This is a genomic window from Glutamicibacter sp. TV12E, assembly GCF_052441935.1.
Classification (GTDB): Bacteria; Actinomycetota; Actinomycetes; order Actinomycetales; family Micrococcaceae; genus Glutamicibacter.
On the sequence record NZ_JBQVVF010000001.1, the window covers coordinates 366,942 to 380,340 of the forward strand.

The following is a 13,399-nucleotide window of genomic DNA, read 5'->3' on the forward strand; positions in this document are numbered from 1 at the left end:
TTCCCAAGGAGAAAAAGTGTACTCGAACGGCAAGAACACTGCCCATTCCGGTGAAGGCCGCCTTGTCGGCAACATCATCAACTTTGTGATCTTCTTCGTGATCTTCGCTGCTGGCATCTACACGCTGGGCTACTGGGAACTGGACAACGCCTGGTTGCCAACTCTGGTGGGCTTCGCGCTGATGTTCCTGGCCTTTGCCATTCCGATGCACCTGATGGGCCGCTCGGAAAAGTCCGAGGACCTGGTTGCAGCCAGCACTGCAAGCCAGAAGTAGCTTTTAGGCTTCTCGAGAAAGGTTGTCGGGCCCTCTGGGCCTGGCAGCCTTTCCTGTTTAACCGCGTTCCCTGCCCGGGCCATAGCCCGCATAAACTGGGCTCATGAGTGAAACGTGGGAACAACGGGTGGAAGCCTACTGGAATACAAGTGCGGGGAAAAGCGCGGAACAGCTTCGTGAAGAGCTTGGGGAGCTGCTCCAAGGCCGTGACCCCGCGGATCCGCGGGTGCTCTTTGAAATTGCTTCACTGCATGACTTCCTGGGCGAAGAAGAACAGGCGGTTCTGCCTTATCAGCAGGCCTTGCAGGCCGGGCTAGGCGGTCAGAAGCAGGAAGAAGCGCTCATCCAGCTGGCAAGCACCCTGCGCAATTTGGGACAGCCAGGGCAGGCCATGGCCTTGCTGGGACAGATTCCGCCGTCCTCGCTTCTTCATGCAGATGCCCAGGGGTTTTTGGCTTTGGCCCTGCTGGATGCCGGCCGCAGCGCCGAAGCGGTGCGCATTGCCATCACCGCGCTGGCGCCACATGCCCGGCTCTATGGCCGGGCACTGGCTGCCTACGCCCAGGACCTTGCCGTCCCGGGCGCAGCACAGCGCTAGTGCCCGCCACAGCTAGGCAGTAGCCGGGGCCGGGGTCGGCTCAAAGATCGCGTAGAGCAGCTTTTCAGCCCATTCAAGGATCTCTTCATCCGCCAAGTCACGGCCGCCAATCGGCGAGGTCTTGGGCTTGGGCAGGAAGATCGAATTCAGCGCCGGCTTATTTGCGGCACCAGGGTACAGCCGTTCCAGGCGCACCTGTCGTGATGCCGGAAGATCCTCGATCTTCGCTGGCGACAGCTTGATATTGTTGCCGATCTGCTGGATATCGTGCAGCCCCACGGCGCGTGCGCGAATACGCAGCGCGGCAACCCGCATGAGGTTCTCCACCGGCTGCGGCAACTTGCCATAGCGATCCACAAGTTCCTCCCGCACTTCGGCGAGCGCCTCGGTGGTTTCCGCCGAGGCGATATTGCGGTAGGCCTCCAGGCGCAGCCGTTCGCCGGGCACATAGTCGTGAGGCAGGTGGGCATTGACCGGCAGGTCGATCTTCATCTCGGTGGCTTCCTCTTCGCCCTCGCCCTTGTAGTCGGCCACGGCTTCGCCCACAAGCCGCAGGTACAGGTCGAAGCCCACACCGGCAATGTGCCCGGACTGCTCGCCGCCGAGCAGGTTGCCCGCGCCACGCAGTTCCAGGTCCTTCATCGCCAGCTGATATCCGGAGCCGAGCTCGTTGTGCGCTGCGACGGCTTTCAGCCGCTCCAGGGCCACTTCGCCCAGCGGCTTCTCGACATCCCAGAGGAAGTAGGCATAGGCGCGTTCGCGGCCACGGCCCACACGGCCACGCAGCTGGTGAAGCTGCGAGAGGCCATAGTTGTTGGCCCGGTCCACGATCAGCGTATTCGCGTTGGAAATATCCAGGCCGGTTTCGATGATGGTGGTGGAGACCAGGACGTCGAACTTTTTCTCCCAGAAGTCCTGGATGATCCGCTCCAGCCGCGATTCGCTCATCTTGCCATGGGCCACTTCCACGCGTGCTTCAGGGACAAGCTCGCGAAGTTCGGCGGCCACCCGGTCGATGGAGCTCACACGGTTGTGCACAAAGAATACCTGTCCATCGCGCATGAGCTCGCGCTTGATGGCAGCGGAGATTTGCTTGTCGCTGCGCGGACCCACATAGGTGAGCACTGGATGGCGTTCTTCCGGAGGCGTTGCCAAGGTGGAAGTCTCGCGGATGCCAGTCAATGACATTTCCAAGGTACGCGGGATCGGGGTGGCGCTCATGGCCAGCACGTCCACATTGGTGCGCATCTTCTTGAGCTCTTCCTTGTGCTCGACGCCAAAGCGCTGTTCCTCATCGACTACCACCAGGCCCAAGTTCTTGAACTCGACATTTTTGGACAAGAGCCGGTGCGTGCCGATGACGATATCCACGCTGCCATCCTTCAGCCCGGCCAGGATTTCCTTGGATTCCTTGGCGGTCTGGAAACGCGAGAGGGTTTTCACGCGTACAGGGAAGCCGGAATAGCGTTCGGTGAACGTCTGGTAGTGCTGGGAAGCGAGCAACGTGGTGGGCACCAATACAGCGACCTGGCGGGAATCCTGCACCGCCTTGAAGGCAGCACGCACCGCGATTTCGGTCTTGCCAAAGCCCACGTCTCCGGAAATCAGCCGGTCCATCGGGATTTCCTTCTCCATATCGGACTTCACCTCGTTGATGGCGGTGAGCTGATCCGGGGTCTCGATGAAGGCGAAGGCCTCTTCCAGTTCATGCTGCCATGGGGTGTCCTGTCCGAAGGCGTGGCCGCGGCTGGCCATGCGCGCCGAATACAGCTTGATCAGGTCGCCAGCGATTTCCTTGACGGCTTTGCGGGCCTTGGACTTGGTGCTGGCCCAGTCCGAGCCGCCCATCTTGGACAGGGTCGGGGCTTCGCCGCCGACATAGCGGGTGACCATGTGCAACTGGTCCATCGGCACAAAGAGCCGGTCCCCCGGCGCCCCGCGCTTGGAGGACGCGTATTCCACCACAAGGTATTCGCGCTTGGCGTCCTTGCCTGAACCGTTGACCTTGCGCGCCATCAGCTCCACGAACTTGCCGATGCCGTGCTGCTCGTGGACGATGTAGTCCCCGGCTTGCAGGCTCAGCGGGTCTACGGCATTGCGCTTTCGCTTGACGGTGAGCTTGCGGCCCTTGCGATTCGGATAGGCGCTGGAACGCCCCAGCAGGTCGGCCTCGGTCAGCAATCCGAGCTTGAGCTCTTCGAAGACGAACCCGCGTCCGGCGGTTGCCTGGGTGATTTCAATCAGGCCCGGGGTTGGCGCCTGGGCGATATTCTCCACGCGATGGGCCGGGATGCTGAACTCTGCGAACAATTCAGCAAGGCGCTGTGCTGGGCCAGGACCCTCGGTAGCCACCACAAAGCGCCATTGGTCCTTGACTCGTCCTGCGATGAATTCCATCATCGCTTCGATATCGCCCTGGTAGCCGTGGGGTTCGCGGGCCGGGATGCGAATGGTCGAGGCGCCAAGATCGAGTTCTTCATCCGCGCCCATGGCCGTCAGCGCCCACCAGGAAACCTTGGCTGCCTTGGCGTGGTTCAGGGTTTCTGCCAGTGACGCAAAGTCGCCGGTGGCGAGCTTGCGTTCGGAGTTGGCGGTGTTAAGATCCAGTGGTGCGCTGGCGCCGTCAGAAGCCGAGGCCCAGGCGGCTGCCAGGAATTCCGCGTTGGTGGCGTTGAGGTCCTGGGCGCGGGCGCGAACCCTTTCAGGCTCCATGATCAGGGCGATGGATGACTCTGGCAAAAGCGAGAGCAGAGGAACCATCTTGTCCACCAGCAGCGGTGCCAGCGATTCCATGCCTTCTACAGCGATGCCGCCAGCAATTTTGGTGAGCATTTCCTCGGCGGCGGGGAAATGGTTTTTCAAATTGGCTGCCCGGCTCATCACCTGTGGCGTGATCAGCATTTCACGGCAGGGGGTGGCAATGATTTTCTGCGGCCCTGCGTCATCGGTGGAGCGCTGGTCGGCGATGGCGAAGTAGCGCATGGAGTCGATCTGATCGCCGAAGAAATCGATGCGCACCGGGTGGTCCAGGGTTGGCGGGAAGACGTCGATGATGCCGCCGCGGACCGCGAATTCTCCTCGGTGGGTCACCATGTCAACGCGCGCGTAGGCGGCGGCTGCCAGGTCCTTGATGACCTGGTCGAAACCTGGTTCGGCATCGAGTTCCAGGCTGACCGGGCGCAGTTCACCCAGGCCGGCAACCAGTGGCTGGAGCACGGCGCGGATTGGCGCGATCACAACGCTGAGGCTTTCATCCCGCTGATGCAGCCTGCGCAGCACCTCCAGCCGGCGCCCCACGGTGTCGCTGCGCGGCGAGAGGCGTTCGTGTGGCAGGGTTTCCCACGATGGGAATTCGGCAATCTGCTCTGCAGGAAGATAGGCGCTGAGCGAACTGGACACTTCTTCTGCTTCGCGTCCGGTCGCGGTGACAATGAGCGTCAGCCCAGAATGATTGCTCTCGTGCAGCGCCTGGCTGATATGGGCCGAGAGGATAGCGCGCATGCCCTGCGGGGCCGCGATCTCCAGTTCCTCGCTTCGCGTGGAGAAGCCATTGGCTGCACTGTGCTGGATGCGGCGGAAGGATGGCTCCTCGCGCAGGAAGTCATGAAGTCCGTTCAGGCTCATGGGGATTTCGTATCCTCTCGTGCAGGCGCTTGGAGCAGTGCGCCCAGTGGTGGATCTGGGCGGAAACGACACCACGAACACCGACCGCAAATGTTTTCCGCGGCCGGCTCAACGCCAATATGTTGTTTTAGGTGCAGTCCTAGCCTACCTAATACATCCCACCGGATAGGGTTAATAGTGTCCGTCCCCGGGCGAGCAATCTTTGCTTGTCCGGCCAGCCAAATTTCCAGATTGGGATTAGCTTTTATGGCATTGAATGCAAGCACTCAGATCAGCCACCCTGCACAGCAGGTTATCGCTACCTTGAGCGATCGTGGCTTCGCCGAGCATCTGACCAAGGTTGCCAACGGCACTTTGAATGAATTCACCGTGGATGGCGATATCGCTGGTGCCTTCACCTTGACGACGGTCCGCTCAGTGCCTACCGACCGAGTCCCGGATATTGCGCGAAAGTTTGTTGGCTCATCCATCGAGATCACCCAGGTGGAGAAGTGGAGCGCACCCGATGCTGCCGGCAGCCGGTCTGCGACAGTGCAGATCACCGTTGGCGGTGTTCCAGTGTCGGTCAGCGGCACCGAGCAGCTCACCGGCCAGGGGGAGGTTTCCGAGCTCGCTGTGGATGCCAAGGTCTCCTCGTCGATTCCTTTTATCGGGGGCAAGCTGGCCTCCGCCGCTGAGCCATACATTGGCAAGGCCTTGAACCTGCAGGCTGCCCAGGTCAACGCTTGGCTTTCAAAGTAAGCTGTAGCAGCTGAAGCTTGATCCCTCATAGATCCCCGGATGTGCGATTTTCGCAATACGTCCGGGGATTTGTGGTCCCCCGCACTGATCGCGATAGGGTGGAAATAGGTGTGCCGGGAAGTCTGGTCGGCGAGAAATATTCATTTAACGAAATAAGCGAGTTAAACGCATGAGCCAAACTCCGTCTTCGGGTTCCGGCAAGAACCTGTTTTCACGCCCAAGCTACAAAGAGTCAGTGCGCATCGGAGATATCCTGCGCAAGGAAACCGTCGGTGGCATGGTGCTCATCGCCGGCGCCCTGCTGGCCTTGATCTGGGCAAACACTCCCCTGCGCGAATCCTATTTTGCGCTTCGCGATTTCCACTTTGGCCCGACCCTCTTCGGCGTCGACCTGAACTTGTCCATCGGCCACTGGGCTGCCGACGCGCTGCTTGCGGTGTTCTTCTTCCTCACCGGCCTTGAGCTGAAAAAAGAATTCGTCATCGGCGACCTGCGAAATGTCAAAACTGCTGCGGTTCCTGTGGCCGCTGCCTTTGGCGGTGTGCTGGTACCAGCCCTGATTTTCATGGCTGTGGCGGCCGGTTCCGGGGGCGGTGCGGAACTGCTTCGCGGCTGGGCCATCCCGACAGCCACCGACATTGCCTTTGCGGTTGCCGTGCTCGCCGTAATTGGTTCAGCGTTGCCTGCCGCGCTGCGCATCTTCCTGCTGACGTTGGCGGTTGTGGACGACTTGATCGCCATTGTCATCATTGCTGTGGTCTTCACCGATGAGCTCAAGCTGTCCTACTTGGGTCTCGCGCTGATCCCGATCATCCTGTTTACCGTCCTAGCCCGCTACCTTGGCAAGTTCTTCGCCAAGAACGCTTGGGCCGCCTGGGTCATCTTGTTGCCGCTGGGCATCATCACCTGGATCTTCGTCTTCGGTTCCGGCATTCACGCCACGATCGCTGGCGTGGTCCTGGGCTTCTGCGTCCCGGTCAAGCGCACCGATGGACGCGAAGGCGTCGGGTTGGCAGAACAGTTTGAACACCGTTTTCGTCCGCTGTCTTCCGGTTTTTGCATCCCCATCTTCGCCTTCTTTGCCGCGGGAGTGACCGTGGTTTCCTCTGAGCCCGGCAGCGGCAATGTCCTGGCCGACCCGGTCTTCTGGGGCATTGTCCTGGGCCTGGTAATCGGCAAGCCGATAGGCATCATGGGCTCGACCTGGTTGCTGACCAAGTTCACGAAGGCTTCCTTGGACAAAGACGCCCAGTGGGGCGACCTGCTCGGCGTGACGCTGCTGGCGGGCATTGGCTTCACGGTCTCGCTCTTGGTTTCCGAATTGTCCTTCGGCTTGGAGTCGCCGCACTACGAGCATGCCAAGGTGGCCATCCTCAGCGGTTCGTTCCTCGCTGCGATCCTCGGCGCCCTCTGGCTGGTACCACGTAACCGCCGCTACAAGGTGATCAACGAGCGCGAGACGCGCGATGACAACAAGGACGGCGTTCCCGACGTATACCAGGATGGGGACAACAACTAGGTTTCGGCCCATCTGGCATGCATTAAAAGACTGTGGCGCTTGACCTCCGCGAAGGAGGGCAAGCGCCACAGTACTATGCCGGCTGGTTACTTGTTGGCACCGAGCATCGCTGCCTCAGCGGCAACCCAAGCCAGCATCGCGCACTTGACGCGTGCAGGGAACTTGGAGACTCCCACGAATGCGGCAGCATCCTCCAGCACCTCTTCATCCGGCTCGAAGTTTCCCTTGGAGCGCATCATTTCTCGGAAGATCTCCAGCTTGTCCAAGAACTCGTCCTTGGTCATCTCTGGAAGCATCTCGCTGAGCACCGAAGCGGAAGCCATGGAGATGGAGCAGCCATCGCCTTCCCAGCTCATGGATTCAAAATGGTCTTCATCGTTCAACTCCACGCGGACCCGGATCTGGTCGCCACAGATTGGGTTGTGCTGGTGCGATTCACCGTGCAGGTGTCCCGCGGTGGCGTCCACCAGCGGCGAGCCGATGCGCCGCTTGGAATGATCCAGGATGACCTGTTGGTACAGCTGATCTAATTCGTTCACTTAGACTCCAAAGTATTCGCGCACGGTGCCCAAGGCATCGATAAGCGCCTTGATGTCTTCTTCCGTGTTGTACAGATAAGTGCTTGCCCGGGTGGTGGCAGTGACGCCCAGGGCGCGGTGCAGCGGCTGGGCGCAGTGGTGGCCCACACGCACGGCGATGCCTCGCGAATCCAGGTACTGTCCGACGTCGTGCGGGTGCACGCCCAGAACTTCAAATGGCACGGTGCCGATGCGAGGGGCATCGCTCGGACCGAAAACCCGGACGCCGTCAATCTTGGACAGGCCTTCATAGAGCATTGCTCCGAGGTGCTCTTCCCACTGCGCAATGCGGTCCATGCCGATCTCCTGCAGATAGCTGACCGCGGTGGCCAGTCCGTGGGTCTGCGCGATGCGCTGGGTTCCGGCTTCGAAGCGCTGCGGAGCAGGCAGGAATTCCGCGTGTTCCATGTCTACAACGGTGATCATTGAACCGCCGGTGAGGAATGGCGGCATGGCGTTCAGCAGTTCTTCACGACCGTACAGGGCGCCGATACCGGTCGGGCCGAGCATCTTGTGGCCGGAGAAGGCCATGAAGTCCACGTCGAGTTCCTTGACGTCTACCGGCAGGTGCGGCACCGACTGGCAGCCATCGAGCACCGTCAAAGCGCCGACCTTGCGGGCCGCATCGACGAAACGCCGGGTGTCGGTGATGGTTCCCAGCACGTTGGAAACATGGGTGAATGCCACCAGCTTGGTTTTCTCGGTGACCAGTTCATCAAGCAGGTCGTATCGAAGTGCGCCATCTTCGGCGACTGGGACATAGCGCAGGGTAGCACCGGTGCGGAAGGCCAGTTCCTGCCAGGGGATCAGGTTGGCGTGGTGCTCGATTTCGGTAGTGAGGATTTCGTCGCCCGGTCCAATTCGGAAACGGGCTGCTTCTTCTCCCCCTCGCCCCAAAGAGGCATTGGACATCGAGTAGCTGATCAGGTTCAGCGCCTCGGTGGCATTGGAGGTCCACACCAGCTCGTTGGTGCGTGCTCCGATGAACTTGGCTACGGTCTCGCGCGCCTCTTCATATATTTCGGTGGCTTCAACGGCCAGGGTGTGAGCGCCACGGTGCACTGCGGCATTGGCGTTCTCGTAGAAGTGCTGCTCCGCTTCATAGACGCAGCGCGGCTTCTGGCTGGTGGCTCCTGAGTCCAAGTACACGACGTCGGTACCGTTGACTTGGTGCTCCAGAATTTCAAAATCTGCCTTGATGCGCTGAACCTCAACGGCACTGAGCGATACCTGGGCTTCTGGCTGACCGGTCATCGTATGCACGTGGTCCTCCGAATAATTGTCATGGGCTGCCCGGCAGTCTTGGCGATCAAGCGCCAATGACGGATTAGGCAAGGTGTACATTGGGTAATTATTCCACTCCGGAGCAAGAAGCACATCTAAGTTTGGCCTTAGTAAGTAACACCTCAAACGGTGCCGTTAACAGATCAAGGACCGCGGTGAGCCGGTTGGGCCTTCCCGCGATCCTCGATAATGCATCCGCACGCTGCACGGCAGCGTCCTGCGAATCAGCTGGTATGAAATTTGGTTTGTGCCGCTTCAAGCCCTGCGCTCATCAGCAGCTCAACTGCGTCAGCACAGTTATCTATCAAGAACGGGAGATCTTGCTTCTCGGTCTTGGAGAAATCCTGCAAGACCCATTGAGCCGTATCCATGCGTCCTGGTGGACGGCCAACACCCGCGCGTACGCGCAGGTAGTCTTTGGAGCCCATGGCCTTGGAGATATCGCGCAGGCCGTTATGGCCGCCTTCTCCCCCGCCGCGCTTGAGCTTGATGGTGTCAAAAGGAATATCGATTTCATCGTGCACAACGATCAGGCGGTCAACGCCGATGCCGAAGAACTTCGCGGTATTGGCTACCGGGCCGCCGGAGAGGTTCATGAAAACCATCGGCTTGGCCAGCACGATCCGCGGACCGCCAACCCCCATGCGCCCCTCGACTACCTGCGAACGGGAAGAGTGCGTTTTGAATCTAGAGCCGATCCGATTGGCCAGCTCATCGAGCACCATCTGCCCGATATTGTGTCTATTGCCAGCGTAGCCGGACCCGGGGTTCCCGAGTCCGGCTACGAGCCAAGTGCCATCACTCATGATGCTCAGCTAATGCCTATTTCGCTGGAATTAGGCAGCGATGATCAGGTCAAGGTGATCAACGGTGCGGTTCAGCGCGTGGATCTGGATGTCCTTGATGGTGGTCTTGACGGTCTTGCCGTCGACGTTCAGAACCAGCTCAACACCGCGGTCGCGAACGGCCAGGGTGGTTTCGCGGGCTGGAAGCAGTACGTGCTGTGGCTCGGAGCCTGCACCGTAAACAACTGCTGGGATCTGGCCATCGCGGCGAGCCTGGCGGGCAGCGCCCTTGCCGAAATCGCTACGTACAACGGCGTCAAGGTTGACAGATGCCATGATAATTCTCCTTAGGAAATGAATGCTTCGTTAAGGCCCTTGCGTGGACTCGGGAAGCATCCAACATCTAGGAGATGAAAGAGCTTGTCCGGCCTTGTCGATAACGGTCCCACCATCTCTGGTGTTTCCCTCGCCTGGGCACAGTCAACAATTCTACCAGCTGTGATCACCAACGAGAAAACCTGTAGCGAACGCCACTAAATCCGGCCTTTGCTCACCGATCCTGGAAAACAAAAGTATCGGCCAGCGCAAACCCGTGGGTGTCATCGCAGCGATAGCCGCGCAACCACACCGCGCCTTCCACTACACGCAGATAGAAGCCGCGCGGAAAATCCTCGTCCCCCAGTGCTGCGGAAGCGATGGTCAGCGAATCAGCCGGTTTCTTCCCAGCACTGAGCACCGAATCCTTTGAAGCCGCTTGATCGAGGAATTCCAGTCGCAGATAAGGCCCGGTAATGGCGGGGCACAGGCCTAATCCACTGCTGATCGCGCGGTCGAAGATTTCTGGCAAAGTCGCTCCGGCGTCCAGCCCCAGCTGGTGCACAGTGCGGCTAACCAGGTTCAGCGTGCGAACTGGCGCTACACGCTCGAAAATCTCATGGGCCAGCAGCATCTTGGCATAGTCATTGAGCTGCACGCCGGCTTCGGCCATTCGCCGCTGCAGGTGGGCACGTTCGAGCCCTCCGAGGGTGACCTGCCGTGTTCCGAATTCCATGCTTGGCCTTCCGGGTAATTGATCCGCCCTGGGTGATGGCTTAACCGCCTCTGGCCGGCACCCGAAGGTACCGGCCAGAGGCGTTGCGAAACGAGGGCTGCTAGGCGCGGCCGTCAAACAGGTTCGTGACCGAACCGTCGTGGAATACTTCCGAGATAGCGCGAGCGATCGTCGGTGCAATGGATAGCACCGTCAGGTTCTCAAAACGCTTCTCTTCAGGGATCGGCAGGGTGTTGGTGACAACAACCTCGCGGGCACCGCACTCAGCCAGGCGCTGGGCAGCCGGGTCCGAGAAGACCGCGTGGGTAGCGGCAATGATGACATCCTTGGCGCCAGCTTCCTTCAGCACGCGCACTGCGCCTGCGATGGTTCCGCCGGTGTCGATCATGTCGTCAATCAGGATCGCGGTGCGACCCTCGACCTGGCCAACCACGGTCTTGGACTCGGCCTGGTTGGGCACGGTCAAGTCGCGGGACTTGTGCACGAAGGCCAGCGGTGCGCCGCCCAAGCGGTCTGCCCACTGCTCGGCCACACGAACGCGTCCGGTATCCGGGGAAACCACGGTGACTTCGTTGACGTCGACCTTGGACTTGATATAGTCAGCCAGCAGCGGGAAGCCGAAGAGGTGGTCGACCGGGCCGTCGAAGAAGCCCTGGATCTGCGCGGTGTGCAGATCGCAGGAGATCACGCGATCCGCGCCTGCGGTCTTGAACAGGTCGGCAACCAGGCGGGCCGAGATCGGCTCGCGGCCACGGCCCTTCTTGTCCTGGCGTGCGTAGGGGTAGAACGGTGCCACCACGGTGATGCGGCGGGCCGAGGCACGCTTCATCGAGTCGATCATGATCAGCTGTTCCATCAGCCAGTTGTTCAGCGGTGCCGGGTAGGACTGCAGCAGGAAGACATCCTTGCCGCGAACCGACTCATCCGAGCGAACGTAGATCTCGCCATTGGCGAAGTCGTAGGCGTTCAGCGGCAGCAGTTCGGTGCCCAGTTCCTTGGCGACCTCGGCGGCTAGTTCCGGGTGTGCGCGACCGCTGGCCAGCACCAGCTTTTTGTCGACGTTATGGCTGATTTCACTCATTGGGTATGCTTTCTCGCTCGCTTCGCTATCACGTATGAGGTTGTTGTCGAGGAAATTAAGTCCGTGGCCGGATTACTCGGTGCCCGAGGAATTCAGGGAGGACTTGAATGCGGCGTCAGCCGAAGGGGTGCCCGGACGCTTTTCAAGTGTCCAGCCCTCGGTATTGCGCTGCGGAGCCACAGACAGTGCCAGGGCACCGGCCGGGACGTTCTTGCGGACGATGGCGCCTGCACCAGTGTACGCGCCATCCCCGATTTCCACCGGGGCGACAAATACCGTGTTGGAGCTGGTGCGCACATGCGAACCGATCTTGGTCCGGTGCTTCTTTTCACCATCGTAGTTCGCGGTGATATTGCCGCACCCGATGTTGGTGAATTCACCGATTTCAGCGTCCCCGGCGTAGCCGAGGTGCGAGAGCTTGGAGCCACGGCCAATCGTGACATTCTTGGTTTCGTAGAAGGCGCCGATCTTGCCATCGGTCCCCAGCTCGGTGCCCGGGCGCAGGTAGGCGAAGGGGCCAACCGAGGCGCCTTCGGAAATCCGCGAATCGGTGGCGTCGGTGCGCTTGACGGTGGCCCGCTGGCCGACGACAACATTGGTCAAGGTGGTGTCCGGGCCCACGGTGGCGTTGTCGCCAATGATGGTCCGGCCGTGCAGCTGGGTTCCCGGCTTCAGCGTGGCGTCGCGGCCGATGATCACCTCGGCGTCGATCCAGGTGGTGGCCGGATCGATGATGGTCACGCCCTCGCGCATCCAGAATTCGGCTTTGCGCTGGTTGTAGATGCGGGCCAAGTTGGAAATCTGGACGCGGTCATTCGCGCCCTCGATCTGCCAGCGGTCCGCGATCTGCGAGGAAGCCACCCGGCCGCCGCGAGCGCGGGCGATGGCCAGCACGTCGGTCAGGTACATTTCGCCCTGCGCGTTCTCGGTGGTGACCTCGGTCAGTGCCGAACGCAGCATCTTGGTGTCGAAGGCGTAGATGCCGGAGTTGATTTCCTTGATCAACAGCTCTTCAGCCGAGGCGTCCTTCTGCTCGCGGATGCCGGCGACGTCGCCGTTCTCATCGCGCAGGATGCGCCCGTACCCGTTGGGATCCTCAAGCGAGGTGGTCAGCACGGTCACCGAGTTGCGGTTGGCCTCGTGGGTGGCCACCAGATCCAGCAGCACTTCGCTGGTGAGCAATGGCACATCGCCATAGGTCACAACGGTGGTGCCTTCAAGGGCTGGATCGATAGCTTCCAGGCCCTGCTGGACTGCGCGGCCGGTGCCCGGAATCTCGTCTTGATCGGCGATGGTGATGGACGGGAACTGGCTGAGAATGTGCTCGGCAACCAGGTCGCGCTGGTGGCGGACGACGGCCACAAGGTTTTTTGGCTGCAGTGCCGAGGCAGCATGAAGCGCATGGGCAATCATGGAGCGACCTGCGATTTCGTGCATGATCTTCGGCTTGGCCGACTTCATCCGGGTACCAGCCCCGGCAGCAAGGACGATGACAGCAACTGGTGCATTGGCCTGATCGCTCAAGTGCGCTCTCCTGCAGATTAGATTCAAGGTTTTGGGCAGAGAAGAAAACCCTTGGACAAGTCTAACGTGCGCAGCGAGCCGGGCTGAACTGGTTAAAGAATAAAAGCGCCACATGCGCGACGCTTTATCTGTAGTTCCGCCCCTAGGATTCGAACCTAGAATACACAGCTCCAAAGGCTGGAGTGTTGCCATTACACCAGGGCGGAAAATGGCTTATGCAGGTCATGCCCGACAAGCACGCTAATTATTCTGCCATGTTCGCCCCCATTGAGCGAAATCGCAAAACGCCATGGCTAAATAGAGGTGCGCCATGGCGGTCGCCGGCCACCGGTCCACGCCG

11 protein-coding genes, 1 tRNA gene and 1 pseudogene are annotated in these 13,399 nt (G+C 60.4%); 4 read left to right on the forward strand and 9 right to left on the reverse strand.

Annotated features, from left to right (window positions below; all coding sequences use genetic code 11):
- Positions 1 to 16 precede the first annotated feature (16 nt).
- The gene (locus tag ACT7DV_RS01725) at positions 17 to 274 is read left to right on the forward strand and encodes a hypothetical protein (protein ID WP_444660630.1); all 258 of its coding nucleotides are present in this window, start codon (positions 17 to 19) and stop codon (positions 272 to 274) included.
- Positions 275 to 377: 103 nt separating this feature from the next.
- On the forward strand, positions 378 to 872 hold the full coding sequence (locus ACT7DV_RS01730; RefSeq protein WP_444660631.1) for a tetratricopeptide repeat protein: 495 nt from the start codon (positions 378 to 380) through the stop codon (positions 870 to 872).
- Between the two features lie 12 nt (positions 873 to 884).
- Here ACT7DV_RS01730 and mfd read toward each other — a convergent pair whose 3' ends face one another.
- Entirely contained in the window at positions 885 to 4,496 is a 3,612-nt protein-coding gene (gene mfd / locus ACT7DV_RS01735) for a transcription-repair coupling factor (RefSeq protein ID WP_444660632.1), read from the reverse strand.
- Between the two features lie 246 nt (positions 4,497 to 4,742).
- Here mfd and ACT7DV_RS01740 point away from each other — a divergent pair, with 246 nt between their 5' ends.
- Together ACT7DV_RS01740 and nhaA are read left to right on the forward strand one after the other, a co-directional pair.
- A complete protein-coding gene (locus ACT7DV_RS01740) occupies positions 4,743 to 5,237 on the forward strand; it encodes a DUF2505 domain-containing protein (protein WP_060700894.1) in 495 nt (164 codons plus the stop codon).
- Positions 5,238 to 5,406: 169 nt separating this feature from the next.
- Positions 5,407 to 6,756, forward strand: coding sequence for a Na+/H+ antiporter NhaA (nhaA, locus tag ACT7DV_RS01745; RefSeq protein ID WP_171918726.1), 1,350 nt, complete (start codon positions 5,407 to 5,409; stop codon positions 6,754 to 6,756).
- Between the two features lie 86 nt (positions 6,757 to 6,842).
- Here nhaA and sufU read toward each other — a convergent pair whose 3' ends face one another.
- The 8 genes and pseudogenes from sufU to ACT7DV_RS01785 form a co-directional block, all read right to left on the reverse strand.
- Entirely contained in the window at positions 6,843 to 7,295 is a 453-nt protein-coding gene (sufU, locus tag ACT7DV_RS01750) for a Fe-S cluster assembly sulfur transfer protein SufU (protein ID WP_171918727.1), read from the reverse strand.
- The gene (locus ACT7DV_RS01755; protein ID WP_444664757.1) at positions 7,296 to 8,588 is read right to left on the reverse strand and encodes a SufS family cysteine desulfurase; all 1,293 of its coding nucleotides are present in this window, start codon (positions 8,586 to 8,588) and stop codon (positions 7,296 to 7,298) included.
- Between the two features lie 254 nt (positions 8,589 to 8,842).
- Entirely contained in the window at positions 8,843 to 9,424 is a 582-nt protein-coding gene (gene pth, locus ACT7DV_RS01760; protein WP_444660633.1) for an aminoacyl-tRNA hydrolase, read from the reverse strand.
- A 42-nt stretch (positions 9,425 to 9,466) separates the two neighbouring features.
- Positions 9,467 to 9,739, reverse strand: a pseudogene (locus ACT7DV_RS01765) (50S ribosomal protein L25); the annotation flags it as partial.
- A gap of 214 nt (positions 9,740 to 9,953) precedes the next feature.
- Entirely contained in the window at positions 9,954 to 10,454 is a 501-nt protein-coding gene (locus ACT7DV_RS01770) for a hypothetical protein (protein WP_444660634.1), read from the reverse strand.
- A 100-nt stretch (positions 10,455 to 10,554) separates the two neighbouring features.
- Positions 10,555 to 11,535: a ribose-phosphate diphosphokinase gene (locus ACT7DV_RS01775; protein WP_146277848.1), complete on the reverse strand. Its 981-nt coding sequence runs from the start codon at positions 11,533 to 11,535 to the stop codon at positions 10,555 to 10,557.
- 72 nt (positions 11,536 to 11,607) lie between these two features.
- Positions 11,608 to 13,059 (reverse strand): bifunctional UDP-N-acetylglucosamine diphosphorylase/glucosamine-1-phosphate N-acetyltransferase GlmU, encoded by a 1,452-nt coding sequence (gene glmU, locus ACT7DV_RS01780; RefSeq protein ID WP_444660635.1) that lies wholly within the window; start codon positions 13,057 to 13,059, stop codon positions 11,608 to 11,610.
- A gap of 134 nt (positions 13,060 to 13,193) precedes the next feature.
- Positions 13,194 to 13,265 (reverse strand) — tRNA-Gln (locus tag ACT7DV_RS01785).
- Positions 13,266 to 13,399 lie beyond the last annotated feature (134 nt).